Origin of the sequence: Polynucleobacter sp. QLW-P1DATA-2, from assembly GCF_001870365.1 — a bacterium.
In the GTDB taxonomy this organism is placed as follows: domain Bacteria; phylum Pseudomonadota; class Gammaproteobacteria; order Burkholderiales; family Burkholderiaceae; genus Polynucleobacter.
Genome location: NZ_LZMQ01000003.1, coordinates 729,641 through 755,363 on the forward strand (window position 1 = coordinate 729,641; position 25,723 = coordinate 755,363).

The 25,723-nt window shown below is 46.7% G+C and carries 23 protein-coding genes and 1 pseudogene; 18 read left to right on the forward strand and 6 right to left on the reverse strand.

Going from position 1 to position 25,723, the window contains the following annotated elements; translation table 11 throughout:
• Window positions 1-2 precede the first annotated feature (2 nt).
• The 4 genes and pseudogenes from A9236_RS06320 (at window position 3) to mtgA (ending at window position 4,610) form a co-directional block, all read left to right on the forward strand.
• Window positions 3-2,039, forward strand: coding sequence for a ribonuclease catalytic domain-containing protein (locus A9236_RS06320; RefSeq protein WP_071464575.1), 2,037 nt, complete (start codon window positions 3-5; stop codon window positions 2,037-2,039).
• Window positions 2,008-2,910: an energy transducer TonB gene (locus tag A9236_RS06325; protein WP_236638729.1), complete on the forward strand. Its 903-nt coding sequence runs from the start codon at window positions 2,008-2,010 to the stop codon at window positions 2,908-2,910. Before A9236_RS06320 ends, A9236_RS06325 begins: the two co-directional genes overlap by 32 nt.
• A gap of 43 nt (window positions 2,911-2,953) precedes the next feature.
• Window positions 2,954-3,860, forward strand: a pseudogene (gene aroE, locus A9236_RS06330) (shikimate dehydrogenase).
• A 6-nt stretch (window positions 3,861-3,866) separates the two neighbouring features.
• Window positions 3,867-4,610, forward strand: coding sequence for a monofunctional biosynthetic peptidoglycan transglycosylase (mtgA, locus tag A9236_RS06335; RefSeq protein WP_071464577.1), 744 nt, complete (start codon window positions 3,867-3,869; stop codon window positions 4,608-4,610).
• Here the strand turns inward: mtgA and pyrF are convergent, their stop codons facing one another.
• Entirely contained in the window at window positions 4,611-5,456 is an 846-nt protein-coding gene (pyrF, locus tag A9236_RS06340; RefSeq protein WP_071464578.1) for an orotidine-5'-phosphate decarboxylase, read from the reverse strand.
• 73 nt (window positions 5,457-5,529) lie between these two features.
• Here pyrF and corA point away from each other — a divergent pair, with 73 nt between their 5' ends.
• Window positions 5,530-6,495, forward strand: a complete 966-nt coding sequence (gene corA / locus A9236_RS06345; RefSeq protein WP_071464579.1) for a magnesium/cobalt transporter CorA — start codon at window positions 5,530-5,532, stop codon at window positions 6,493-6,495.
• Window positions 6,496-6,502: 7 nt separating this feature from the next.
• Here the strand turns inward: corA and A9236_RS06350 are convergent, their stop codons facing one another.
• From A9236_RS06350 to thiL, 3 genes are read right to left on the reverse strand one after another with little or no spacing between them, the layout of a single operon-like run.
• On the reverse strand, window positions 6,503-6,997 hold the full coding sequence (locus A9236_RS06350) for a CinA family protein (RefSeq protein WP_071464580.1): 495 nt from the start codon (window positions 6,995-6,997) through the stop codon (window positions 6,503-6,505).
• A gap of 2 nt (window positions 6,998-6,999) precedes the next feature.
• Window positions 7,000-7,569: a phosphatidylglycerophosphatase A gene (locus A9236_RS06355; protein ID WP_071464581.1), complete on the reverse strand. Its 570-nt coding sequence runs from the start codon at window positions 7,567-7,569 to the stop codon at window positions 7,000-7,002.
• Window positions 7,566-8,576: a thiamine-phosphate kinase gene (gene thiL, locus A9236_RS06360; RefSeq protein WP_071464582.1), complete on the reverse strand. Its 1,011-nt coding sequence runs from the start codon at window positions 8,574-8,576 to the stop codon at window positions 7,566-7,568. Before thiL ends, A9236_RS06355 begins: the two co-directional genes overlap by 4 nt.
• A gap of 102 nt (window positions 8,577-8,678) precedes the next feature.
• Here thiL and A9236_RS06365 point away from each other — a divergent pair, with 102 nt between their 5' ends.
• Window positions 8,679-11,000 (forward strand): NADP-dependent malic enzyme, encoded by a 2,322-nt coding sequence (locus A9236_RS06365; protein WP_071464583.1) that lies wholly within the window; start codon window positions 8,679-8,681, stop codon window positions 10,998-11,000.
• Window positions 11,001-11,127: 127 nt separating this feature from the next.
• Entirely contained in the window at window positions 11,128-11,748 is a 621-nt protein-coding gene (locus A9236_RS06370) for a barstar family protein (RefSeq protein WP_071464584.1), read from the forward strand.
• Between the two features lie 33 nt (window positions 11,749-11,781).
• On the opposite strand, the gene A9236_RS06375 is transcribed toward A9236_RS06370, so the two are convergent.
• Window positions 11,782-12,543 (reverse strand): 16S rRNA (uracil(1498)-N(3))-methyltransferase, encoded by a 762-nt coding sequence (locus A9236_RS06375; protein ID WP_071464585.1) that lies wholly within the window; start codon window positions 12,541-12,543, stop codon window positions 11,782-11,784.
• A 44-nt stretch (window positions 12,544-12,587) separates the two neighbouring features.
• Here A9236_RS06375 and tkt point away from each other — a divergent pair, with 44 nt between their 5' ends.
• Window positions 12,588-14,591, forward strand: coding sequence for a transketolase (gene tkt, locus A9236_RS06380; RefSeq protein WP_071464586.1), 2,004 nt, complete (start codon window positions 12,588-12,590; stop codon window positions 14,589-14,591).
• Window positions 14,592-14,628: 37 nt separating this feature from the next.
• Window positions 14,629-15,657 carry a type I glyceraldehyde-3-phosphate dehydrogenase gene (gene gap, locus A9236_RS06385; RefSeq protein WP_071464587.1) on the forward strand — a complete coding sequence of 343 codons (1,029 nt, stop codon included), beginning with the start codon at window positions 14,629-14,631 and terminating at the stop codon, window positions 15,655-15,657.
• Between the two features lie 113 nt (window positions 15,658-15,770).
• Here the strand turns inward: gap and fur are convergent, their stop codons facing one another.
• Entirely contained in the window at window positions 15,771-16,226 is a 456-nt protein-coding gene (gene fur, locus A9236_RS06390; protein ID WP_071465096.1) for a ferric iron uptake transcriptional regulator, read from the reverse strand.
• Between the two features lie 145 nt (window positions 16,227-16,371).
• Between fur and A9236_RS06395 the strand changes: the two genes are divergently transcribed.
• Genes A9236_RS06395 through A9236_RS06435 form a run of 9 tightly spaced genes read left to right on the forward strand, consistent with a single transcriptional unit; the run spans window position 16,372 to window position 25,694 of the window.
• Window positions 16,372-16,992, forward strand: coding sequence for an outer membrane protein assembly factor BamE (locus A9236_RS06395; protein WP_236638824.1), 621 nt, complete (start codon window positions 16,372-16,374; stop codon window positions 16,990-16,992).
• A 41-nt stretch (window positions 16,993-17,033) separates the two neighbouring features.
• Window positions 17,034-17,834 (forward strand): 4-hydroxy-tetrahydrodipicolinate reductase, encoded by an 801-nt coding sequence (gene dapB, locus A9236_RS06400; protein WP_071465097.1) that lies wholly within the window; start codon window positions 17,034-17,036, stop codon window positions 17,832-17,834.
• Between the two features lie 40 nt (window positions 17,835-17,874).
• Complete coding sequence (gene leuS / locus A9236_RS06405; RefSeq protein ID WP_071464589.1) at window positions 17,875-20,547, forward strand: leucine--tRNA ligase; 2,673 nt, start codon at window positions 17,875-17,877, stop codon at window positions 20,545-20,547.
• Window positions 20,548-20,566: 19 nt separating this feature from the next.
• The gene (gene lptE / locus A9236_RS06410) at window positions 20,567-21,094 is read left to right on the forward strand and encodes an LPS assembly lipoprotein LptE (protein ID WP_071464590.1); all 528 of its coding nucleotides are present in this window, start codon (window positions 20,567-20,569) and stop codon (window positions 21,092-21,094) included.
• Window positions 21,095-21,113: 19 nt separating this feature from the next.
• Window positions 21,114-22,175 carry a DNA polymerase III subunit delta gene (gene holA / locus A9236_RS06415; RefSeq protein ID WP_071464591.1) on the forward strand — a complete coding sequence of 354 codons (1,062 nt, stop codon included), beginning with the start codon at window positions 21,114-21,116 and terminating at the stop codon, window positions 22,173-22,175.
• Between the two features lie 31 nt (window positions 22,176-22,206).
• Window positions 22,207-23,484, forward strand: coding sequence for a glutamate-5-semialdehyde dehydrogenase (locus A9236_RS06420; RefSeq protein WP_071464592.1), 1,278 nt, complete (start codon window positions 22,207-22,209; stop codon window positions 23,482-23,484).
• Window positions 23,485-23,514: 30 nt separating this feature from the next.
• Entirely contained in the window at window positions 23,515-23,940 is a 426-nt protein-coding gene (locus A9236_RS06425) for a CopD family protein (RefSeq protein WP_071464593.1), read from the forward strand.
• Window positions 23,941-23,999: 59 nt separating this feature from the next.
• Window positions 24,000-25,466, forward strand: coding sequence for a class I SAM-dependent RNA methyltransferase (locus A9236_RS06430; protein WP_071464594.1), 1,467 nt, complete (start codon window positions 24,000-24,002; stop codon window positions 25,464-25,466).
• Between the two features lie 57 nt (window positions 25,467-25,523).
• On the forward strand, window positions 25,524-25,694 hold the full coding sequence (locus A9236_RS06435; protein ID WP_071464595.1) for a rubredoxin: 171 nt from the start codon (window positions 25,524-25,526) through the stop codon (window positions 25,692-25,694).
• The last annotated feature ends 29 nt before the right edge of the window (window positions 25,695-25,723 follow it).

The window sequence follows — 25,723 nt, forward strand, 5'->3', positions numbered from 1 at the left end:
GCATGAATCTTGTATATGAAGAGGGCGGCGATATCAAAATCGCCACAGTACAGTCTGCTTCAGGCGCTGGCGATACCGAGTCTTGGCAAGCGACAAGCCTTTCGGGAAAAAAGATCAAACTCAAAGCTAAAGAAGTCTGGCTGCGCTTTGATAAACCTGAAGCGCAATCGGTTATGGATGCGGCAAATACTTTATCCAAAGATATTGATCTGCAACTACTTTGGGACTGCGCTCCCGAGGAAGAGTTTGGCCTCGTAGATGTTTCTCTTGAATATTTTGGTGCTCAAGCAACGATTCCTCAACAAACTGCTTTAGCTATTGCCTTGCAAGGGGCCCCAGTATTTTTCCGTCGCAAGGGGCGAGGACGCTTTCAGCGTGCACCCCTAGAGCAATTGCAGGCCGGTTTAGCTGCGCTTGAGCGTAAGCAAAAAGAACTAGAGCAACAATTACTTTGGCAACAAGAATTAGTTTCAGGATCATGTCCTGAGGCGTTGAAGCCTTTGGCTAAGCAGTTACTATTTTCACCTGACAAAAATACTGCTGCATATAAAGCCTTGATTGCAGCTTGCACTGAAACCGGCGAGTCTCCTGCGCAATTAATGATTCGGTGTGCTGCAATTGATTCTCCTTTGGCCTATCACCAGGGTATGTTCTTGAAGGCTCATTTCCCCAATGGTGCTACTCATAATCCCAATCTCAGTGTTGATCAAGCTGCCTATGCTGCAGCAGTTGCAGAGCTTCCTTTGGCTGAAGTTAAGGCTTTCTCGATTGATGACTCGGGAACTACTGAAATTGATGATGCTTTATCGGTGACCGAGTTACCTAATGGTGCGCATCGAATTGGTATCCACATTGCAGCACCAGGTTTAGTAATTGCAAAAGATGATCCATTGGATCAAGTGGCACGCAATCGAATGTCTACCGTATATTTTCCGGGCGACAAAATCACGATGTTGCCCGATTCAGTCATTGAGCAATTTTCTTTAGATGAGGGCGCATCTCGCCCTGCGCTATCAATTTATGTCGATATTGATACAGAGGGCATTGCAAATCGCGATTCCTTACAAATGCGTGCAGAAATGGTGCCGATGGTGGCCAATCTTCGCCTGGAAAATATCGAGCATCTAGTAAGCGAAGAAAGTTTAGTCGATGAGGACTCTAGTTATCCTTATCGAAAAGAATTGGCAGTGCTCTGGCGTGCGGCAAAACTTTTGCATGCGGGCCGCCAAGAAAAGCGTATCGCCAATGGCTTGCGTGCAGAGCAGTTGGGGGTCATTGATCCGAATGCCTTGGCAAGGGATTTTCATTTTCAGATCAAGGATGTAGATGGGGTGGAGCGCGTAGAGATCCTCCCGCGTCAACGAGGCTCTATTTTGGATACGATCGTTGCTGAGTGGATGATCTTTTGTAATAGTGCTTCTGGTCAATTATTGGCAGATCATGGTTTGCCTGGTTTATTTAGAACTCAGAAGGGCTGGGGTCCATTGCGAACACGCATGCAAACAACACCTGGTCCTCATGAAGGTCTGGGTTTGGATTACTACGCGTGGTGTACATCGCCATTGCGCCGCTATTCCGATCTAGTCAATCAGTGGCAGCTCATTGCCTTAGCAAAAAATGGTGTGATGGCCAAGATGGTTGCGCCATTCCCGCCACGAGATGCAACGCTAATGGGTATTGCAGCCGATTTTGAATCTTCTTATCAAACCTATGGGGAATATCAGGATCGCCTGGAAAAATATTGGTGTTTACGTTGGATTGCGCAGGACGGAGATTCAAAAAATCTCCACGTACGTCATTTAAAAGAAGGCATGTCGAGAGTGGAGTTAGTACCACTGCATTTGCCGATTCCAGAATTAGCCAGTTATCCACGTATGACGCGTGCTGAAGTTGCAGTGGCAAATATTGATCTTTTGCAATTGACTGCTGCTGTGAGAGTTCTTGAGATTGAAGCAAAGGCGGAGTCAGTAGAAAAAGTTGCTGAAGAAGCTTCGGATGCTTTGCCTGATGGCGTTGAAGAAAATGTTGGTCCAGATTAAGTCTGTCCAGTTCCCCTTCTCTGAGAGGCTAGGTCGAGCATGGGCTGACTTCCTAAATGCTTGGCGCCGTTACCCTCTTCGACTGGCACTTCTTGTATCTCTCATCATTCATATCCTTTTCTTATCGTTTCGCTGGGGTATGGGTGAAATTCAGAATCGCCGTTTAAATACGCCATTAAGTGTGGTTTTGGTTAATGCCAGTAATAAGACGCCCCCTAAGCAAGCTAATAAATTGGCGCAGGCGGATTTACAGGGTGGAGGAAAAACCGAAAATCAAGATGCAACAGCGTTACATCGAGCAAGACTAGGAGCTGAGGCCCGTCTAGAGGTCTTGGAAAAACAGCAGAAGCAAATGTTGGCCAAGTTAGACGAGCAACGTGTGAATTCCGGAGGACGCAAGAGCGGGGATGATCAACGAATTGCTCCCCAACTCAATTCTTTGGAAGCAGAGCTAGCAAAGCGTTTACAGGCTGATGGTCGTGAGCCGCGTCGCAAGGTTCTCACTGGCGCTAATACAAAGGCGGTCTCATTTGCCCATTATTTTGATGCGATGCGCCAAAAAATCGAGGCATATGGAAGCGCTTTTTTCCCGCGTGCTAATGGCAGGCCCTTATATGGCAGCTTGGTGATCGTGGTGAGTGTTGATGCGCAGGGGCGGATCACTACTAATGCGCAAGGAAAAGAGGGCGTTTCAATAGGGCGCAGCTCTGGCAATCCAGAGCTAGATCGACAGGCATTAGCCATCGTTCGTGCATCTGCCCCCTTTGGCCCCTTCCCTTCAGAAATGCGCAATCAAATCGATGTGCTAGATTGGATTTCTACCTTTGAATTCACCCGAGAGGGCAATGATCGTTTGGAATTAAAGCATTGATGCGGCATTCATTATTCACAAATTCGCTTATTCTGTAAGCACTATGAGCTCAAATATATCTACCGATCTGCACACTGATCCAAGTCTTTACTCGGGGCTTGACGTCTATGCAGTTGCTGGTAATCCGATAGCTCATAGCAAGTCACCTGCTATTCATGCAAGGTTTGCCGAGCAAGCAAAGCAGGCTATGTATTACGGCCGTTTACAAGCAGACCTGGATGGTTTTGCTAGGGCAGCCAAAACCTTTTTTGCATCGGGCGGCAAAGGTATGAATGTCACGGTGCCATTTAAGTTAGATGCTCAAGCGCTTGCGGATGAGTTGACGCCGCGCGCTCGATTAGCGGGTGCGGTGAATACACTCTGGATTGAGGGCGGCAAAATCTATGGTGACAATACCGATGGCGCTGGTTTAGTGCGAGATCTCTTAGCTCAGGGCATAGTGATTCACGAGGCGCGTATCTTGCTTTTAGGCGCTGGAGGTGCTGCACGTGGAGTGATGGGGCCTTTGCTAGAACAATCACCTAAGTGCCTGGTGATTGCCAATCGTTCGAGCGCAAAAGCAGTAGAGCTCGTGAAATTATTTGCTAACCAAGCCGCTGTTCAAGAGGTTGCCTTGGAATCCCGAGTCTTGGCTGATCTTGAGGACGCCGCAAAAAACACCTTATCCATTTGATTTGGTAATTAATGCAACTGCTGCTGGCCTAACCGATGAGTCACCATTAAGCGCTTCTGCGGTAGCGAACATCTTTACCCCTGGCTCATTCGCTTATGACATGGTCTACGGAAAAACTACTGCTTTTATGCAACAAGCCTTGCAGCGTGGGGCTCGCATTAGCGATGGCCTAGGAATGTTGGTTGAGCAAGCTGCTGATGCATTCTTGCTATGGCGTGGGGCTGAGCTTGGGACGCTAATCGATCCGCGCGCCGTACTGGCAAAACTGCGCAGCTAATTCCTCATGCGCTGGATTGCCTACATAGTCAAATGTCTATTCTGTGGCCTAGTGGCTATGCAGCTGTATTTCGCGGTACAGATAGCTTTGTGGACCAGCTTAGACCCTAGCAGCACGGCATTTCAAAGGGCAGAGCATTGGCGTTTATGCACTTGGCATTGGTCGTGCCCGGTTCATTCTGAATGGACGGCTTACAACAAGATTTCGAATAATCTTAAGCGTGCAGTTTTAGTTAGTGAAGACGATATCTTTTTTCAGCACAAAGGTGTGCGTGTAGAGGATATGGAAAAGGCCTGGCAAAAAAATCAAGAGAAAAAGCATGCTGGTGGAAAAGCAAAAACAGCACTGCGTGGTGGATCAACCATTACTCAGCAGCTCGCTAAGAATTTGTTTTTATCCTCAGAGCAAAATTATTTCCGTAAAGGACAAGAACTTGTCATTACTGGTCTTCTGGAACTTATCCTGCCAAAGCAAAGATTATTTGAAATCTATCTGAACTCAGTAGAGTGGGGAGAGGGAGTTTTCGGCATTGGGGCCGCTGCTGCGCATTATTACGCTACCACTCCAGGGGCGTTAGATGTGGATCAGGCCGCCGCTTTAGCTTCAGCGTTGCCGGCACCCAAATGCTTTGATAAGGCGCAATATTGCCGTAGGGGGAGCATCAATTACGCTGCCCGCCAAGAATTTATTCTGGAAAATATGAGTCGAGTTGCCCTGGCGCCCGTGGCCTCGCCCAAGAGCCCCAAGTAGTTAGTTCTCGGTGGCGGCCCTTAAGGCGTCGCGTGTCGTTTGTGCAACTTTTCTGGCGGCTTGTGCAAAATCATTTTCAGAGCTGGCATACAAAATGGCTCTAGAGGAGTTAATGATCATGCCGGCTCCTGGTTTGCCGGCAATGCTACCCGCGTTGACAGTAGCCTTAATATCGCCGCCTTGAGCTCCAATGCCCGGAATGAGGAGGGGCATCTCACCAACAATGGCACGTACCTTGGCGATCTCCTCGGGGAAGGTTGCGCCTACTACAAGACTAATTTGCCCTGAGTTATTCCATTGAGTAGCTGCGAGTTTGGCTACATGCAAATACAAAGGTTCACCACTTGGTGAGACGTTTAAGAACTGTAAATCCGATCCCCCTGGGTTGGAGGTGCGACACAGCACGATAACGCCCTTGCCAGTGTGCTTAAGGTAAGGCTCAATGGTGTCAAAGCCCATATATGGGTTCACGGTTATTGCATCAGCACCATAGCGCTCAAAAGCCTCAAGGGCATAGTGGTCTGCGGTGCTACCGATATCCCCGCGCTTAGAATCTAAGATGACTGGGATATGGGGGTATTTGTCTTTGAGGTGGCGAATGAGCTTTTCAAGTTGAGCCTCGGCCCTTTGTGAGGCAAAGTAGGCAAATTGAGGCTTAAAGGCGCACACTAAATCCGCAGTGGCATCAGCGATATCGCGACAAAACTCAAAGATCCCTTCAGGCTTTCCTTGGAGGTCTGGGGGTAAGCGCTTGGGATCGGGGTCAAAACCAACACACAGCATGCTGCCTTGGGAAGCCCATGCAGACTGGAGTTGCTGGGTAAAGGTATTTGAGCGAGAGTTCATTGGATTTGGCTTATTTTAGTGAAACTGTCATGTTCTATAGGATAAACTAGCGCACATTCCTTAGGAGTTCACCATGATCAACTTGTTCGTCCTGCAAAATGGCCGCCTCTCTCAAGAGCAAGTAGAAGATCGCAATGAATTATTGCAATACGCTAATCCTATCTGGATTGACGTAGTTGATCCAGAGGAGGAAGAGCTCGTTTGGATTAAAGAGGCTTTTGGCGTGCTTTTGCCTGAGTTGGATGATTTGGGTGACTTAGAGGCTTCCGCTCGTTATTTTGAGGCCGACGATGGCCACCTTCATATTCGTACAGACTTCTTGCTGGACGAAGAAGAGACCTCTCGCAACGTGCGAGTTGCGTTCGTTCTCACCAAGCAGGTCTTGTTCTCAATTCATGACGAAGATTTGCCGGTATTCCGTTTGGTCCGTTTGCGTGCGCGTTTGCGCCCTGGATCAGTCAGCAATGCAAAAGATGTGTTGCTAGATTTGTATTCAACCGATGCCGAGTATTCCGCTGATGCTTTGGAAGAGGTTTATGAAAACCTTGAGCAAGCTGGAAAACGAGTGCTTTCTGACAGCATCAATGATGCTGATGCTGCTGAGGTTTTAGAAACCATTGCCAAAGAAGAAGATACCAATGGACGCATTCGTCGTAACGTGATGGATACCCGTAGGGCCTTGTCCTTCTTAATGCGTAGCAAGTTACTTTCTGATGAGCAGCAAGAGGAAGCGCGCCAAATTTTGCGCGATATTGACTCTTTGGAGAACCATACTGCTTTCTTGTTCGATAAGATCAACTTCTTGATGGATGCGACCGTTGGTTTCATTAACTTGAACCAATCCAAAATTATTAAGATCTTCTCGGTGGTATCGGTTGCCTTGATGCCACCAACATTGCTTGCGAGTATCTGGGGCATGAACTACAAGCATATGCCTGAGTTAGATGCTACTTGGGGTTATCCAATGGCCATTGTTGCCATGGTTATTTCCGCCATCATCCCACTTTGGTATTTCCATCACAAAGGATGGATGAAGTAATTTAGCTCTAGTTCTCGAGCAGTTTTGCTAATTCGCTGAGAACGTAATCACAAGCTTGTTGACGAATGGATTGGCGGTCGCCATCAAAGTGCATTGTTTTTGTCAGCACTCTGTTTTCACCAGCGTCGCTCCGAATCGCCCAAGCAAAGCACACTGTCCCAACAGGTTTTTCTGCTGAGCCACCACTCGGTCCTGCAATACCAGTGATCGAAATTGCAACATTTGTACCCGCTTGGAGTTGCGCACCCTCAGCCATTGCATGGGCAACTTGCTCGCTGACCGCTCCATGATCCTCAATTAGATCTAATGGCACCCCCAGACACTCTGCTTTAGCTTCATTGCTATAGGTGATATAGCCTCGCTCGAACCAATCGCTTGAGCCGGCTAAAGCAGTTAGGGAGGCGCAGACCAAACCTCCCGTGCAGGATTCAGCGGCGGCCATCTTCCAGTTTCTGGACCGCAAGATTTCTGCTAAGGTTTTGACGGTATCAAGTGAATTCATATTCAGACCCAGCCCATATAAAGAGCGAGGACTTGCATTAGCGCTATTAACAGGAGCGTGAATAAGGCAGCCGCAAGATCATCAACCATGATTCCAAATCCACGCCAAAGTAGCTGCATTGTGCTCGATGGTGCATCTGAGTTTTCCAGATGTTTAAAGTGACGATCGATCACGCCAATTGGACCAGGTTTAACAGCATCAAAAAATCGAAAGAGAACAAATGCAATCATTTGCACCCAGATGCTGGAGGGAGTGATCAATATCAACACAAGCCAAAAGGCAACCATCTCATCCCAAACAATGCCTCCAAAATCTTTCTTACCCAACTCTTCGCTAACGTGACCGCAGATCCAACAACCCAATAGCATTCCGCCACCAATAATCCAGAGGAATGCTGATAAGGTAAGGAAATTCTCTGCGATTAAGAATGCGGCCCATGCCCATAGGGTGCCCGCAGTGCCAGGAGCAAAGGGGCTCAGACCGCTACCAAAGCCAAAGGCTAAGGTGCGGGGAGCACTTTGAAGCATCCATTGGCCGCTAGGTTGAACTTCTGGCTTACCCGGCTGATTCATGTTGAGAAATGATCAAAAGATTTAATTAGAGTTGCAGTCTTGGCATTATCAAGAATCTTCCCATCTGGACCAATTAGGCGAACCTCAGACTCGCTATTGATCATCGTTGTAATTTGGCCAATACGAGTAATAGATAAGTTGAGTGCTTTGCCGATATTCAGAATGGCATCACGCCGTGAGCTAGACGCTGTGAAACACAACTCATAATCATCTCCACCGCTAGCAGCAAATTGATTTTGTACTTCTTGGTTTTGCCTTCTAAGCGTTTCTGATTTTGGAAGGAGATCTAAAAGGATTTCGGCATCGACATGAGACTGTTTCAAGATATGCTTGAGATCACCGAGTAAGCCATCAGAAATATCTAAGGCTGCATTGGCAATACCTCTTAATTGCATGCCCAGTTCAATCCTGGGAGTGGGTTGGTGCATGCGGTGCTCAATTGTTTTTAGATCGCTTTCGGGCAGTGTAATTTCATGACGCAGTGCAGCAAGAGCAAGACGTGCGTCGCCCACCGTTCCAGAAACCCAAACATCATCCCCAACCTTTGCCCCTGACCTGCGAATAGCCTCTCCATGAGGAATGCTTCCCATTGCAGTAATCGAGATGGTGAGTGGGCCTGCCGTAGTGTCCCCACCAATTAATGGGCAATCAAAGTGATTGGCGACTGCAAATAAGCCCCTGGAAAAGCCTTCCAACCATTGTGTATCGACTTTTGGTAGCGCAATTGCCAATGTAAATCCGAGTGGCTTAGCCCCCATGGCTGCTAGGTCAGAAAGGTTGACTGCAAGGGCCTTACGGCCCAATTGTTCGGGGTCGGCACCAGCAAAAAAATGCCTACCTTCCACCAGCATATCGCTGGTAATCGCTATTTCTTCGCCTGCTAGGGGTTTGATGAGGGCGCAGTCATCACCAATGCCCAAGCTCAGGGTTGAATTCGAACTGCCACCCGTTTTAAAAAAACGTTCGATCAGGTCAAATTCACCTAAAGGGCTAGATTGAGAATGCATGCCTCATTTTATGGCTCTTGGGAGTGGAATGCTCGGGAGGAATAGAATTAATGTCTTAATAAGTATTCAATAAAAAGACAAAACGAGTTAGCGAGTTAGTGAATGAGCAAAGAAAATAGCAAAGAACAACAAATTGCAGCCTTAAGAGAGGCTGCACTTCAGTATCACGAGTTTCCGGTCCCTGGAAAGATTGAGATTGCTCCTACTAAGCAGTTGACGAATCAACGTGATTTAGCGCTTGCTTACACGCCTGGTGTTGCTGCCCCCTGTGAGGAGATTGTTAAAGATCCAGCTAACGCATTTAAATACACCGCGCGCGGAAATTTAGTTGGTGTGATTACGAACGGCACTGCAGTTTTAGGTCTAGGAAATATTGGACCATTGGCAAGTAAGCCGGTGATGGAAGGTAAAGCGGTCCTGTTCAAGAAATTTGCCGGCATTGATGTCTTCGATATTGAGGTCAATGAAAATGATCCTGATAAGTTAGTAGAAATTATTGCTGCACTTGAGCCTACTTTTGGCGGTATTAACTTAGAAGATATCAAAGCACCAGATTGCTTTGTTGTAGAACGTAAGTTGCAAGCTCGTATGAAGATTCCAGTCTTTCATGACGATCAGCACGGTACTGCGATTGTGGTTGCAGCCGCCATCCTCAATGGCTTGAAGGTGGTAGGTAAAGAAGTAAATGAAGTGAAGCTAGTGACCTCTGGAGCTGGTGCAGCAGCATTAGCTTGCTTAGATCTTTTAGTTGATCTTGGTATTCCCCGTAAAAATATTTGGGTAACTGACCTTGCGGGCGTAGCTTACAAAGGTCGTAAAGAATTGATGGATCCCGAGAAGGAGCCGTTTTGCCAAGAAACTGATTTGCGCACTTTAGATGATGTCATTGCAGGTGCAGATATTTTCTTAGGCCTTTCTGCTGGTGGCGTATTGAAGCAAGAGATGGTGAAGAAGATGGCAGATAAGCCATTGATCTATGCCTTGGCAAATCCAACCCCAGAAATCTTGCCTGAAGAAGTTAAAGCAGTTCGTCCTGATGCTGTGATGGCTACTGGTCGCACGGACTATCCAAACCAAGTCAATAACGTTTTGTGCTTCCCATTTATTTTCCGTGGCGCACTAGACGTTGGCGCAACAACAATCACACGCGGTATGGAGGTGGCTGCTGTGAAGGCCGTTGCAGAGCTGGCACAAGCTGAGCAGAGTGAAGTGGTGACTTCGGTTTATGGCATTGAGAATTTGTCTTTTGGACCAGAGTATTTAATTCCTAAGCCATTTGATCCGCGCTTAATCACAGTAATCGCACCAGCAGTTGCTAAAGCAGCGATGGACGATGGTGTTGCCTCTCGCCCAATCAAAGATTTCGATGCATATCGTAATCAGTTGCAGCAATTTGTTTACCACTCCGGCACTCTCATGAAGCCGCTCTTCAGTATTGCGAAGCGAGTTCCAGCCAATCAAAAACGTATTGTTTTTGCTGAGGGCGAAGATGAGCGCGTATTACGTGCTGTACAAATCATTCTTGACGAGCACCTGGCAACCCCAATTCTCATTGGTCGTCCTGCTGTGATCGAGCATCGCCTTGAGAAGTTCGGTTTACGCATGAAACCCGGTGAAGACTTTGAAATCGTTAATCCGGAGAATGATTCCCGCTTCCGTGATTTCTGGCAAACCTATCTCGCTCTGACTGAGCGCAAGGGCGTTACACAGTCCTTTGCTAAGTTAGAAGTGCGTCGCCGCAATAGTTTGATCGGTAGCCTGCTGATTCAGAAGGGTATGGCTGATGGCATGATCTCGGGCACCGTGGGTAATATTGCAACTCATTTGAAGTATGTTGATGAAGTCATTGGACATGAGCCAGGGGCTAATGTTTATGGTGCAATGTCTGGCTTGATTCTTCCAGGTCGCCAAGTTTTCTTGGTTGATACCCATATTAATATCGATCCAAGCGCCCAACAGTTATCCGATTTAACGTTGATGGCCGCTAGTGAAATGCGTAAATTAGGATTGGTCCCCAAGGTTGCGCTGCTATCGCACTCCAATTTTGGTTCGAGCAACGCGCCATCTGCGGTGAAGATGCGAGAAGTATTGGCTTTGCTCCAAAAAGCGGACCCAACTCTCGAAGTCGATGGCGAAATGCATGGCGATAGCGCTCTTGATGCAAGCATTCGTGAAGGCGCTGTGTCATCTTCATCATTAAAAGGCGATGCCAATCTTTTGGTGTTGCCAAATATTGATGCCGCAAATATTTCTTACAATTTGCTAAAAACCGCTGCTGGTAACGGTATTGCCATTGGACCTCTCTTGTTGGGAGTGGCTAAGCCAATTCACATCCTCACACCAGCTGCTACCGTGCGCCGTATTGTCAATGTGACAACCTTAGCTGTTGTAGAGGCCGCTAGCAATGCAAGAGGTATTTCCTAAGGATCTTTATTTATGTAAGTTAGCAATAACTTACATAAATAAATCCTATATAAATCAATAGTTTATATAAAATGCCCTGTATTTGGGCTTGATTTGATGGCGTGTTAAGGGTAACCTAGCACCCATCATGAATAATCGCTCTGAAAACACCAATACAGCTAGCTTCGATGAACATGGCCGCGCTGAAAGTTGGGATAGCAATGATCGCCTAGAAACCGAATCGTCCGCTGCCAATGTTTACGCCCAGGGTGGTTTATCTCGTTTACAAACCTATGCAGCAAATCAAGTTTCGGGGAAAAAAGTGACAGCTTCTTGGCGTGCCGCTTTGGCCGTTCGCGATGCCGGACCACCGGCTATGTTGCGCAGTGTGCGCACGAACATCGTGCAATCTATTCGTGCTTTTCGTACACCAGACCTTCAGGAAGCAGCAACTGAGTTAGGTCAGCATTTTATTTACGCCAATTGTGCAAATGCAATGACCAAAGGTGAGGTGCTTGAGGCGATTGCTATTGCCTATTCCTTTACCAAGCAGCAAGCAAAAAACTTTGATCCTTTATTGGATGCATTGACTACAACTACCGATAAGGCAGGTCAACAACCTGGATTCGTAGTGGTGCTTGAAGGTTTACCTTGCACACAAAAATTTGACAAAGAAGCTCGCGAAACTCTCTTAGACGTTTTCCGCGATGCAGTTGATTATTGGGCTGAGCGTCGTACACCGTATCGCGTGTTCTACTCTTTCGCTTAACCGCAAAAGCCTTACTAGCCTTTGAAATCGCCTCTACTTGAGGCGATTTTGCATTTCAGGGTTCCAGATGCTATGGACGGCTGCAATGGCTACAAGGCCTGCTGTCTCAGTCCGCAGCACCCGCTCCCCTAAAGAAATTATTTGATAGCCTGCAGCTTGTGCTTGAGCCTCTTCCTCGGGTGTATGGCCCCCCTCAGGCCCAATCATTAATACTAGGTCTTGGGGAACTGTTTCCATTAAAACGGAATATATGCTTTTCGTAGCATCTGGGCTAAGCAGTAATTTAAGTGCTGGCTTTGGACTTGCTTGCAAATAGCTGTCAAAAGTTTGAATGGGTTCTAGTTCTGCTAATACAGTTCTATCGCATTGCTCGCATGCTGCTTGAATGATGCCCTTCCAATGTACCAAGCGTTTTTGGGCGCGCTCCTGATCACTTGAGCGGGTGAGTTTGAGAATCGAGCGTTCACACTGTAATGGCGCAATGATTTGAGCCCCTGTTTCGATCGCTTTTTCAATAATCCAATCCATTTTGTCTCCTCCAGCCAATCCTTGGGCCAAAGTAATGGCGTATGGAGTCTCACGATGGGTATCGTTGCGGATATCGCTCAGTTGGGCTAAACCACTTTTGCCGGCCAAAGAAAGCAGTTCTGCCTGGGCTACCTGGCCATTTCCATCAAATACTGGGAAGGTTTCTCCCGTTTGGATGCGCCTCACGCGCAAATGGTGGGCTACCTCTGGGGTGAGGGGAGTTGGCTTTTGGGATTCCCATGGTCCGGGAAGATAAAATTGAGGCATTACTGAAATATAGCCAATTTATTTTCCTCGAGACCACTTTTACGATGTCAAACCTTCAAATTCGCATGGCCAATGCCATTCGCGCCTTATCCATGGATGCAGTTCAGCAGGCAAATTCAGGTCATCCTGGTATGCCGATGGGGATGGCAGATATTGCAGTTGGATTATGGAATGAACATTTAAAACATAATCCTACTGATCCACATTGGATTGATCGTGATCGTTTTGTTTTATCTAATGGTCACGGTTCTATGTTGCTGTATTCACTCTTGCATCTTTCTGGTTATGACTTACCAATTGAAGAGTTAAAAAATTTCCGTCAACTCCATAGCAAAACTCCAGGACATCCTGAATATGGAATTACACCTGGTGTAGAAACTACTACTGGACCACTCGGTCAGGGCATTTCTAACGCAGTAGGAATGGCGCTTGCAGAAAAATTACTCGCTGAAGAATTTAATCGCCCAGGCCTCAACATCATCGATCACTACACCTATGTATTTTTAGGCGATGGTTGCTTGATGGAGGGCATTAGTCATGAAGTCTGTTCCTTGGCTGGCACATTAAAGTTAAATAAATTAATTGCACTCTGGGATGACAATGGCATCTCCATCGATGGCAAAGTCGTTTCTTGGTTTAACGAAGATACGCCAAAGCGATTTGAGGCTTACGGTTGGAATGTGATTCGTGACGTAGATGGTCATGATGCAGAAGTGGTTTCTAAGGCGATTGCTAAAGCCAAAAAGAGCGATAAACCAACGCTGATTTGCTGCAAGACTGCAATCGGCCAAGGCTCACCCAATATGGCTGGCAGCGACAAGGTTCACGGTTCCCCACTGGGCGCTAATGAGATTGCTGCAACTCGTGTGGCATTGAACTGGCCATACGCACCATTTGAAGTCCCAAAAGATATTTATGCTGCTTGGGATTTTAAAAAGCGTGGTCAAGCTGCTGAGCATGAGTGGAATAAAGAGTTTCAGAAATACAAGAATAAATTTCCAGAACTGGCTTCTGAACTACAGCGTCGTATGCAAGGTGATCTATCAAAGGACTTTGCTTCAACCCTAAATGCGTATTTAAAAACTTGCCAATCCAAAGCAGAAACCATTGCTACTCGTAAAGCGAGTCAAAATGCAATTGAAGCTTTGGCGCCAGCCTTACCAGAATTTATGGGGGGTTCTGCAGACTTAACCGGCTCTAACCTCACCAATTGGTCAGCATGCAAAGCAGTGCGTGGCGACCAGTGGGGCAACCACATTAATTATGGTGTGCGCGAGTTTGGTATGAGCGCCATCATGAATGGTATTGCCTTGCATGGTGGATACATCCCATTTGGTGGCACCTTTTTAACCTTCTCAGATTACAGTCGCAATGCGATTCGCATGGCGGCATTGATGAAGCTCCGCAGTATTTTTGTCTTCACCCATGACTCTATTGGTCTGGGCGAAGATGGGCCAACCCATCAATCAGTTGAGCATGTTGCCAGCTTGCGCTTGATCCCCAATCTGATGGTCTGGCGTCCTTGTGACACGACCGAGAGCGCCGTGGCTTGGGGCTCAGCAGTGGAGCGCAAGAATGGCCCAAGCGCTTTGATCTTTAGTCGCCAAAACTGCCCATTTGTTTCTCGCAGCAGTCAGCAGATTAAAGATATTGCTCGTGGTGGCTATGTCTTGCGTGATCCTCAGTCTGGAAAGATTGATGCAGTCATCATTGCCACTGGTTCAGAAATTGCCCTCGCATTGCAAACAGCTGAGCGTTTAGAAAAAGACAGCGCAGGGAAAATCGGTATTCGTGTAGTTTCAATTCCATCAACAACTGTTTTTGATCAACAACACGCTGCTTATAAAGCAAAAGTATTGCCGGCTAATATTCCACGCATTGCAGTTGAAGCTGGCGTTAGTGATTTTTGGTGGAAGTACGGTTGTGCAGCAGTGCATGGTGTCGATACCTTTGGTGAGTCAGCGCCTGCACCGGTGCTCTACGAATACTTTGGTTTAACAGTCGATCAAATTGCCAAGACTGTTCAGCAATGCATCACAACTAAGTAATGCGAAATACATTCAATATTAGTAAGGGGGGAAATAAATGACAATTCGTGTCGCAATTAATGGTTATGGTCGTATTGGGCGCATGGTGTTGCGGGCCCTATATGAAGATCAAGTAAATGGCAAACCTCGTCGTGATATCAAGATCGTTGCGATCAATGCGATGGGTGATATTGCGATCAATGCCCATTTAACCCAATACGACTCTGCTCATGGCCGCTTCCCCGCGGAAGTTTCTGTTGATGGCGATTGCATGGTGGTCAATGGTGATCGTATCAAGATGTTTTGTACGCGTAACCCTGCAGAAACTCCTTGGGGTGAGTTGGGTGTTGATTTGGTTTTAGAGTGCACGGGTAAGTTCACCTCTAAAGAGAAGGCAATGATTCACATTGAGCAGGGTGCTAAGAAAGTATTGATTTCTGCTCCTGGCGAAAAGGATGTGGATGCAACCATTGTGTATGGAGTAAATCAAAATGTATTGAAGCCAGGCGATGTTGTTGTTTCTAATGCAAGCTGCACTACAAATTGTTTAGCTCCATTGGTAAAGCCATTGCTAGAAAAAATTGGTATTGAGTCTGGCTTGATGACTACGATCCATGCATTTACAAATGATCAGGTTTTGACAGATGTTTATCACAAGGATATGCGTCGCGCGCGCTCTGCAGTGACCAGCATGATTCCAACAAAGACTGGTGCTGCAAAAGCGGTTGGTTTGGTCTTGCCAGCATTGGCAGGTCGTTTCGATGGTTTCGCAATGCGCGTGCCCGTGATCAATGTTTCAGTGGTTGACCTGACGTTTGCGGCTAGTCGCGCTACTAGCGTTGATGAGGTGAACACGATTCTGAAGGAGGCCAGTGAGGGTGAGCTCAAAGGTATTTTGGGGTTCAACACTCTGCCTTTGGTTTCGATCGACTTTAATCATGATCCACGCCCCAGTATTTATGATGCTTCCCAAACTCGGGTCTCCGCAGATGGTAAGTTGGTCAAGGTTTTGGCTTGGTATGACAATGAATGGGGTTATTCAGTCCAAATGCTCAATGCAGCCGAAGCGTTAATGGCCGTAAAGTAATTAAAAGTCGCTAACTGCATCTAAATGCTGTTAAAAAACTAAAAAGACCTCAATTTGAGGTCTTTTTTCACATCTATAGGTCTAAAAGGGGAGCAAAAGACCTTAAAAGTGGCCTATTTTTGCTTATTTCGGCAGTTTTTCTTCTGACAATGCCCATACATGGCTAAAGAGTGCTCTTGAAGCTTAAATCCGAGGTTTTTAGCAATATCGCGCTGTCTTTTCTCAATAGCCTCATCCACAAACTCTTCCACATGCCCGCAATCAAGGCAAACCAAGTGATCATGGTGGCGACCCTCATTAAGCTCATAAATAGCTCTGCTATCACCCTTACTCGACTCAAAGTGGCTGCGGAGCAAGAGCCCTGCTTGCTCAAACTGGGTTAGCACTCGATAAACGGTAGCCAGACCAATTTCTTGATCGTCTTTTGCAAGCGCCATAAAGACGTCTTCAGCGCTAAAGTGGGTTCCGCCATTTTGATGAAAAAAATCGAGGATTTTCATGCGTGGACCAGTGGCTTTGAGGCCAATGTCACGCAAATTTTCAGGAGTGGCGTTTTGGTTCGTATTCATGGCTTTGGGAGCTAAAATCAATGACTTAATGATACGGTCAGCCATGCAAAATTGCTTTGAATTTTTTAGTCGTTTTTTGAGCTCCCTTTTGAGGGGCTTTTTCACCCCCATTCGAGGAGGGCTGTTTGCGTTTGCCTTGATCGGCATGCTAGGGCTTGCTGGTTGCTCTACTGCGGTTGACAACACTCAGCGCGCTTGGATGAATACCGTTTTTAGACCCTATGTTCCAGATATCGTTCAGGGCAACTTTATTTCAAGCGAGCAATATTCCAAATTGCAATTAGGCATGACTCGCGAACAAGTGCGTCAAATTTTAGGAACCCCATTGTTAGCGAGTTACTTTCATGCGAATCGCTGGGATTACGTTTTTGAATTTAAGCGTAACGGTCAACGTGTTGGCGCTGAGCGTCATGTCACCGTCTATTTTGACGGCGACAAATTGGTGAAGTTTGAAGGCGATGCCTTGCCAACAGAAATCGAGTTAGTTGCTGAGATAGATAACTACGCCAAGACAAAGCGCTCATTTTGGGATGCAGTCACTGGCTCAAACAAGCCGCCAGTGACGCCATCATTACAGCAACCCGAGGTTATGGTGCCAAGTAAAACCGATAACCTGTCAGCTGGAGCGCCAGTGCCAGCTGCAAGCAAAGGCTCTTTCTGGGATTTCTTTAGTTTTTCAAAATCAGCAGATGGTCAAGTAGTGCAGCCTGAAACTTTGGGGCCAGGTGCTTTGAATGCTCCAGCAACTCCAGAAACAAAGCAGTAATTACCCCAAGCAACTTTTAATTTGAAGCGAAGAAATACATGATGAAGATTGCAATTGCAGGTGCAACTGGCCGTATGGGCAAGATGTTGATTGAGGCCGTTCTTAATACATCAGATGCTCAGCTTATTGGCGCACTTGAACATTCAGCTTGCCCACAATTAGGTGAGGATGCTGGTGCATTCTTAGGTAAAAAAACTGGTGTACTTATTTCTGCTGATGTTGCTGCAGTATTGGCAAATGCTGAATATCTGATTGATTTCACAAGGCCTGAGGGCACAATGGCGCATTTGGCTGTAGCAGAAAAGACTGGCACCAAGATGATTATTGGTACAACCGGCCTAACGTCAGATCAAATTGCCAATCTCAAGAAGGCCTCAGCGAACTTGGCTATTGTGTTTGCGCCCAATATGAGTGTGGGCGTTAATGCCACATTTAAATTACTAGAGATTGCAGCCAAGATGCTCAATCAAGGTTACGACATTGAAATTATTGAAGCCCATCATCGTCATAAAGTTGATGCGCCGTCTGGAACTGCGCTGAAGATGGGTGAAGTGATTGCAGACGCTCTGGGTGAAAAGCTCGATGATGTTGCCGTCTACGCACGCGAGGGTCATACCGGAGAACGCAAAGAAGGATCCATTGGTTTTGCAACCATTCGTGGCGGCGACATTGTGGGTGATCACACCGTTTTATTTGCTGGTGATGGCGAGCGTATTGAAATTAGTCACAAGTCTTCAAGCCGTCAATCTTATGCCCAGGGGTCTTTGCGTGCCGCACGTTTCTTGCAGAAGCAAAGCTCGGGACTTTATGACATGCAAGACGTTCTTGGCTTGCGCAAATAATTTCGCTACTAAAAACTAAAATAGAAAAGAGTTGTATTGAATGAGTAAGGATTACGACTACCGCAGTATTGAAGCGGCAGCGCAAGCTGATTGGGAAGCTGCGCAAGTCTATCAAGTAGCCGAAAATGCTGTCGATGCTGACGGCAAGAAAAAACCAAAATATTATGCTTGCTCTATGTTGCCTTACCCGTCAGGTAAGCTGCATATGGGGCATGTGCGCAACTACACCATCAATGATGTGATGACGCGTCAATTGCGCATGCAAGGCTATAACGTCCTGATGCCAATGGGTTGGGACGCTTTCGGTATGCCCGCAGAAAATGCGGCGATTCAGAATAAGGTGCCTCCAGCCAAATGGACCTACGACAACATTGCTTATATGAAAAAGCAAATGGCGGCGATGGGTTTGGCAATCGACTGGTCAAGAGAAGTGGCAACTTGTAGCCCTGATTACTACCGCTGGAACCAGTGGCTCTTTTTAAAGATGCTGGAAAAAGGGATTGCCTATCGTAAGACTCAAGTAGTGAACTGGGATCCGATTGATCAAACTGTTTTGGCAAATGAACAAGTCATTGACGGTCGTGGTTGGCGCTCAGGCGCATTGGTTGAAAAGCGTGAGATCCCTGGTTACTACTTCAACATCACTGCATATGCGGAACAATTGCTTTCTGGTTTAGATGGCTTGGGTTGGCCAGAGCGTGTCAAAACCATGCAGCAGAATTGGATCGGTAAGAGTCGGGGTGTGCGTTTTGCCTTCAAGCATGAGATTGAAGATGCTCACGGTAACTTTATTCAAGATGGTTTGCTGTACGTTTTTACAACCCGTGCTGACACCATCATGGGCGTAACCTTCTGTGCAGTTGCGGCTGAACATCCTTTGGCTACTAAAGCTGCTGCCAATAATCCAGCCTTAGCTGCTTTTATTGAGAAGTGCAAAACTGGCAGCGTGATAGAAGCCGACTTAGCCACTCAAGAAAAAGAGGGCATGTTCACCGGCTTACATGTCACACATCCGCTCACTAAAGAGCCGGTACCGGTCTGGGTGGGCAACTATGTTCTGATGTCCTATGGTGATGGTGCGGTGATGGGCGTTCCCGCTCATGACGAGCGCGATTTTGCCTTTGCACTCAAATACGACTTACCGATTAAACAAGTCATTGCTCTTAAGGGCGAGTCGCCCATGTTTAACGCAACACGCTGGGAAGATTGGTACGCCCAAAAAGAGGACGTCATTTGCTTTAATAGTGATCAATACAACGGGCTTTCGCATGAAGAGGCTGTGAGTGCGGTTGCTAAAGATCTAGAGAAGATGGGTATTGGCCAAATCAAGACTACCTATCGTTTGCGTGACTGGGGTATTTCTCGTCAGCGTTATTGGGGTACGCCAATTCCGATTATTCATTGTGGCGATGAAGCAAATCCTGGTTGTGGTGCAGTTCCTGTGCCGGAGGCAGACTTGCCAGTGGTATTGCCTGAAGATTGTGTACCAGATGGCAGCGGTAACCCTTTAAATAAACGGTCAGACTTTTTGAATGTGAAGTGTCCCAAGTGTGGCAAGCCTGCACGACGCGAGACTGACACGATGGATACCTTTGTAGATTCTTCTTGGTATTTCATGCGCTATACCGGTCCTGATGCGCAGACCATGGTGGATGGGCGTAATGAATATTGGATGCCAATGGATCAATACATTGGCGGTATTGAACATGCGATCCTGCATTTACTCTATGCGCGCTTTTGGACTAAAGTCATGCGTGATCTGAATTTGATTACGTTTGATGAGCCTTTCCAGAATCTCTTGACGCAAGGCATGGTACTCAATGAGACTTATTACTCTGAAGAGGCTTCAGGTAAAAAGACTTGGCTAAATCCTTTGGATGTTGAGTTAGATCTTGATGAAAAAGGTCGCCCTCAAGGTGCAAAGTTAAAAGGTGATAACTCTGGCACACCAGTCATCATCGGTGGTGTAGAGAAGATGTCCAAGAGTAAGAATAATGGCGTTGATCCGCAGGCTTTGATTGATCAATATGGCGCGGATACTGCACGTTTATTTGTGATGTTTGCAGCGCCACCTGAGCAACAATTAGAGTGGTCTGGGGCTGGTGTTGATGGGGCCTCTCGTTTCTTGCGTCGTGTATGGATGTACTCGAGTAGCCAAGCCAATACTATTCGTGATGCGCAGGGTACTCTTCCCGGCAACTTAAATGATGCCGAGAAAGAACTGCGTCGCGAAGTCCATTCAATTTTGAAGCAGGCAAATTTTGACTATCAACGTCGTCAATACAACACGGTTGTATCTGCTGCAATGAAGATGCTCAATGTGCTTGAGCCCATTAAATTAGAGCAAGGCGCTTCAATTAGTGCGCCAGTTCTCCGTGAATGTCTCAGTATCTTGTTGCGTGTGCTTTATCCAGTTGTGCCACATTTGACCCATGTGCTCTGGAAGGATTTGGGATATGCCAAGACTTTCGGGCCTATTCTAGATGTCCCATGGCCCGCTGTAGATGAGGCCGCCCTCATTCAAACCGAGATTACTTTGATGTTGCAAATTAATGGCAAATTACGAGGTGATATTAAGGTGCCAGCAGAAGCCAATAAGGAAGAAATTGAGGCCTTGGCTTTGCAGAGTGAGCCTGCAGTAAAAGCCCTTAACGGCGGAGTTCCTAAAAAAGTCATCGTTGTACCTGGTCGTTTAGTCAATATCGTTGCATAGTGATAGAGAGTCTGAGGATATGAGCGCCAACCTATTTCGACGTGCCGTGCTTGGCTTAATTGTCACCGCGCCACTGAGTGGTTTGCTTGCTTGCGGCTATCGCCTCCGCGGTATGGTGGATTTGCCCTTTAAAGCAATCGCCATTACTGGTAATCCATCACCTCCCTTGCGTGCTGATATTCAGACATCGATTTTGCAGGGCACAGATGTAAAGGTTGCAATCAGCCCCAAAGATGCTGATTTAATTTTAGAGATCACAAACGACATTAATGGGCGAGAGATCTTGGCCTACAACTCAGCTGGTCAAGTATCTGCATATCGCCTAAATATTCGTGTAGGTTTTAGAGCCTACGACACCTCTGGCGCAGAAATTATTCCCGATAGCGAAATTTATATGACTCGAGATATGGACTTCTCGAACACAACTGTTTTAGCAACCGATGTTCAGCAGCAACAATTCTTGTCATTGATGCGCAAAGACTTGGCGGTTCAGATCTTGCGCCGCGTTGCCGCTGCTGCAAAAGCGCCACGAAGTAGATCTTTTTAAAAAAGAGATAAAGACTCGCATGGTCAAAGTTGATGCCTTGCAAGTGCACCTCAAATCCTTGAGTGCAGGGGGTGGGATGCTGCCCCTTTACGTTTTTAGTGGTGACGAACCCCTTCTCATGATGGAGGCGATGGACCAATTACGCCTCGCCGCCAAGAAATTAGGCTTTACTGAGCGCGAGGTAATGCTACAAGAACGGGGATTTGATTGGAGTGCGCTCATGAGCGCGGGCCAAACTATGTCTTTGTTCGGTGATAAGCGTTGGGTAGAGTTGCGTATTCCGACGGGCAAACCTGGTCGCGATGGCGCTGACGCCTTAAAGCAATTTGCCGCTCAAATAGAGTCGCAGCCCAATGGTCCTGAAGGTCCTGATACGGTGGTCTGTATTGTATTGCCAAGGTTAGATGGTAAGACTAAGACTTCAGCTTGGTTTAGCGCGCTAGATGATGCTGGTATGGCAGTGCAGATTGATTCTTTAGATCGTAGCCATTTGCCGAGATGGATTGCAGGTCGACTCAAGCTGCAAAACCAAGAAGTTGAGGGTGGCCCTGAAGGCCAGCGCGCTTTGGAGTTTATTGCTGATCAAGTTGAGGGGAACCTCATTGCTGCACATCAAGAGATTTTGAAGTTGGGCCTTCTTTACCCCGCAGGTGTATTAACTGAAGAGCAGATTCGCTCTTCCATTCTGAAGGTAGCGCGTTATAACGTTTTTGAATTAACCGAGGCAATGTTGGCAGGCGATTTACCTCGCTTAAACCGCATGCTAGATGGTTTAAAAGGTGAGGGTGAGCCATTGGTGCTCATTCTATGGAGCGTGACGGAAGAGCTTAGGCTACTATCTAAACTAAAGGTGGCTAGTGATGCTGGTGAATCTGTACAGCAGCTGATGCGGGCGAATCGTATCTGGGGCAACAAAGAGCGTTTGTACCCAACAGCCCTGAGGCGGATTCAGCCGCTGAAGTTGCGCAGAGCCATGCAGGTTGCTGCAGGACTCGATCGTCAGGTGAAAGGTCTCTCTGCCGCAGAATTGCCAGCTGACCCATGGGATGGTTTACGTTTGCTTGGAAATTTACTGCGCTAAGAGCAGAATTGATACATAGAGAACAATGTAAATGAGTAAAGAGATTCAAGACATGATGCAGGATATTGGTAAGCGAGCACGAAGTGCATCGCGTGCTATAGCTCGTGCATCGGGTGAGCAAAAGAACCAAGCATTACTGCACATTGCAAAGTTAGTTCGTCAAAAAACGGATGAGATTCAAAAGGTCAATCTGGTTGATGTAGAACGCGCAAAAGAAAAGGGCCAAGATGCTGCCTTTATCGATCGCTTAACTATGACAACTAAGACCATTGAAACGATGGCATTGGGTCTGGAGCAAATTGTTTCTCTTGAGGACCCAATCGGAAAAATGACTGCTCTAAAAAAACAGGCCTCTGGTATTGAGCTTGGTCAGATGCGTGTGCCACTAGGCGTGATTGGCATCATTTATGAGTCACGCCCTAATGTGACAATTGATGCAGCAGCATTGTGCTTAAAGTCAGGTAATGCGGTGATATTACGCGGTGGATCTGAGGCGATTGATTCGAATACCTTGTTGGCTCAAATCATCCAAGAGGGTCTTGCAGCTGCGGGTCTGCCTAAGGATGCTGTACAGGTGGTGACCACTACTGATCGTAGTGCTGTCGGTGAAATGATTACCATGACGCAATTTATTGATGTGATCGTTCCTCGTGGCGGTAAGAGCCTCATTGCTCGTCTCATGGCCGAAGCGCGCGTCCCAATGATTAAGCATTTGGATGGTATTTGCCATACCTATATTGATGCAGATGCTGATGTAGCAATGGCAGTGAAAGTATGTGATAACGCAAAGACACAGCGCTACGCGCCTTGTAATGCTATGGAAACGCTACTAGTGAACAAAAGTATTGCGCCTAAGGTTTTGCCTGAGCTTTGCAAAATTTATCAAGATAAAGGGGTTGAGTTGCGTGTAGATGCTTTGACCCGCTCAACTCTTGAAGCTAGTGGCTTCAATCACTTGGTTGATGCCACCGAAGAAGATTGGCAAACGGAATACTTGGCTCCAATTTTGTCTATTAAGACAGTCGCAGATATTGATGAGGCTATGAATCATATTGAGCGCTATGGCAGTAAGCATACTGATGCCATCATTACTAATAACCAAGCCCAAGCAGATCGTTTTTTGCGTGAAGTCGATAGCGCTAGCGTCATGGTCAATGCTAGTACGCGCTTTGCGGATGGCTTTGAATATGGACTTGGAGCAGAAATTGGTATTTCGAACGATAAGCTTCATGCCCGCGGTCCGGTTGGTTTGGACGGCTTAACTTCCCTGAAATATATCGTCATGGGTCATGGCGAAATTCGTGGTTAATCCACGGCAAAAATTAAAAGTAAATACACCATGATGAATGCCTACCTTTGGGTAAAAACCTTACATATTGTGCTGATCACCTCTTGGTTTGCTGGGTTATTTTATCTCCCAAGAATTTATGTGAACTTAGCTGATGAGAAAAATCCTGAGGCCTATGCTCGCCTTTTGGGAATGTCAGATCGGCTCTTCCGGTTTATGACCATATTAGCTATACCTGCCGTTTTGTTGGGTTTAATGCTTTGGCTTCTTTTCGGTATTGGTGCTGGTGATGCATGGATGCACGCTAAATTATTTTTTGTCATTCTAGTCATTGGCTATCACCATGCTTGCTGGAGCTTACTAAAGAAGTTTCGTGCTGGCGTGAACAATAAGTCTGGCGTATGGTATCGCTGGTTTAACGAAGTTCCTGTTATTTTGTTGCTAGTGATTGTGGCCTTGGTTATTTTTAAACCATAAATACCCCTTAGCTATTCTGAATTTCCTGATTCCCCTTTTTATATAAGACTGTTAGCCCCATGAGATTTTTTGTTGTTTGCCCAGGCGGTTTAGAAGTGCCGCTCGCACAGGAGCTCGCAGAAATTGCTCAGCGCCCAGATTCCAAAGCATTGGGCACCTGGGTTATTGACCCAACCCCAACCAGCCCTACTGGTGGTATTGGACTTGCGGGTCCGCTTTCTGCTGCTATGGCATTAAATCTTCATTCTCGAATTGCTAGCCGTGTTCTATTGCAAATGGCCCAAGCGCCCTATAGACAGGAAGACGATCTTTATAAGCTGGCTAGTGGTTTAGCTTGGGAAGATTGGTTTACTTCGAAGCAAACTTTGCGCGTAGATGTGACAGCACATCGTTCGCCATTAAAGAGTTTAAATTTTGCAACGCTCAAAATTAAAGATGCGATTGTTGATCGTTTACGTGATGTCACAGGAGATCGCCCAAGTATTGATACAGCTTTTCCGGATATTCGGGTTCAGGCACATTTAACAGCAACTCAAGTAACGATTTATTTAGATGCCTCTGGTGAAGCTCTCTTTAAAAGAGGCTGGCGAGATGAAAAGGGTGATGCCCCCTTAAAAGAGAATTTAGCAGCAGGGATTTTGTCGATTACCGGCTGGAAGCCTGGGCAGACTTTGTTTGACCCGATGTGCGGTAGTGGCACCTTCTTGATTGAAGCGGCCCAAATAGCCTTAGCAATTCCACCTGGGGGAATTCGAGCGGGGATGTATGGTGATGATGCTAAACCCAGCAGACTGGCTTATCGCCCATTGATTACTTCGGCTCATGGTTTTGGTTTTCAGAGATTAAAGCCATTTAATGAGGCGGCAGAACAAAAACGTTGGGCCGGCTTGAAGGAGTCCTGCCTTAACGAAATTTTAGAAAGACGCAAGCAATATCCGAATGCGCAATCTTTGGGTATTAGCGGTAGTGATATTAATGAGAAGTTGGTTTCGATGTTCAGAGGTAACTGGCAAAGAGCACAGTTGCCTGACCAACCCGTTGTGCGCCAAATCGATGCTATGGCTAGCAAGCCTCCAGTAAGTAGCCAAGGAGGGGTCATGTTATTAAACCCTCCTTATGGAGAGCGTTTGGTTATCAAAGGCGGTAGAGGTCAGGAAAAAGGAGTGCGCGATGCTGATTATGAAACCGAGGAACCTGAAAATCGTTTCGAGCTGAATCTAGAAACTGGGCGTCAAAGCGCTAAGCGCTCAAGTCGTGAATCTCTTAAAAAACTTCAGGCTCAAGAAGAGCAAGATCCTAAGTTTGTTGAGTTCTTGCGTCAGTTTGGACAACATCTTAAGGATGCATTTGGCGGCTGGAATATCTTCGTATTGACTGCCGACATGGCCCTGCCAGGACAGTTACGTATTAAAGAGTCCAAGCGTACACCTCTATTTAACGGTCCGCTCGAATGTCGTCTATTTAAGTTTGAGATGCATCAGAAGCGCCCAGCCTCAAAAGAGCAAGATGAAGATTTAAATGATTGATGGGCTTTAAAATAGAGTCATAAATCGCAGTAACAGAATATTACGGAGAGTAGATCAATGGAATTTAAAACCTACATGTGCCTGATTTGTGGCTGGGTCTATGACGAAGCTGCTGGTTTACCTGATGAAGGTATCGCACCCGGAACGCTCTGGAAAGATGTGCCGATGAATTGGACATGCCCAGAGTGCGGTGCTCGCAAAGAAGATTTTGAAATGATGGCGATTTAATAGCCCAGCAGTATTGAGTAGTAATTCGA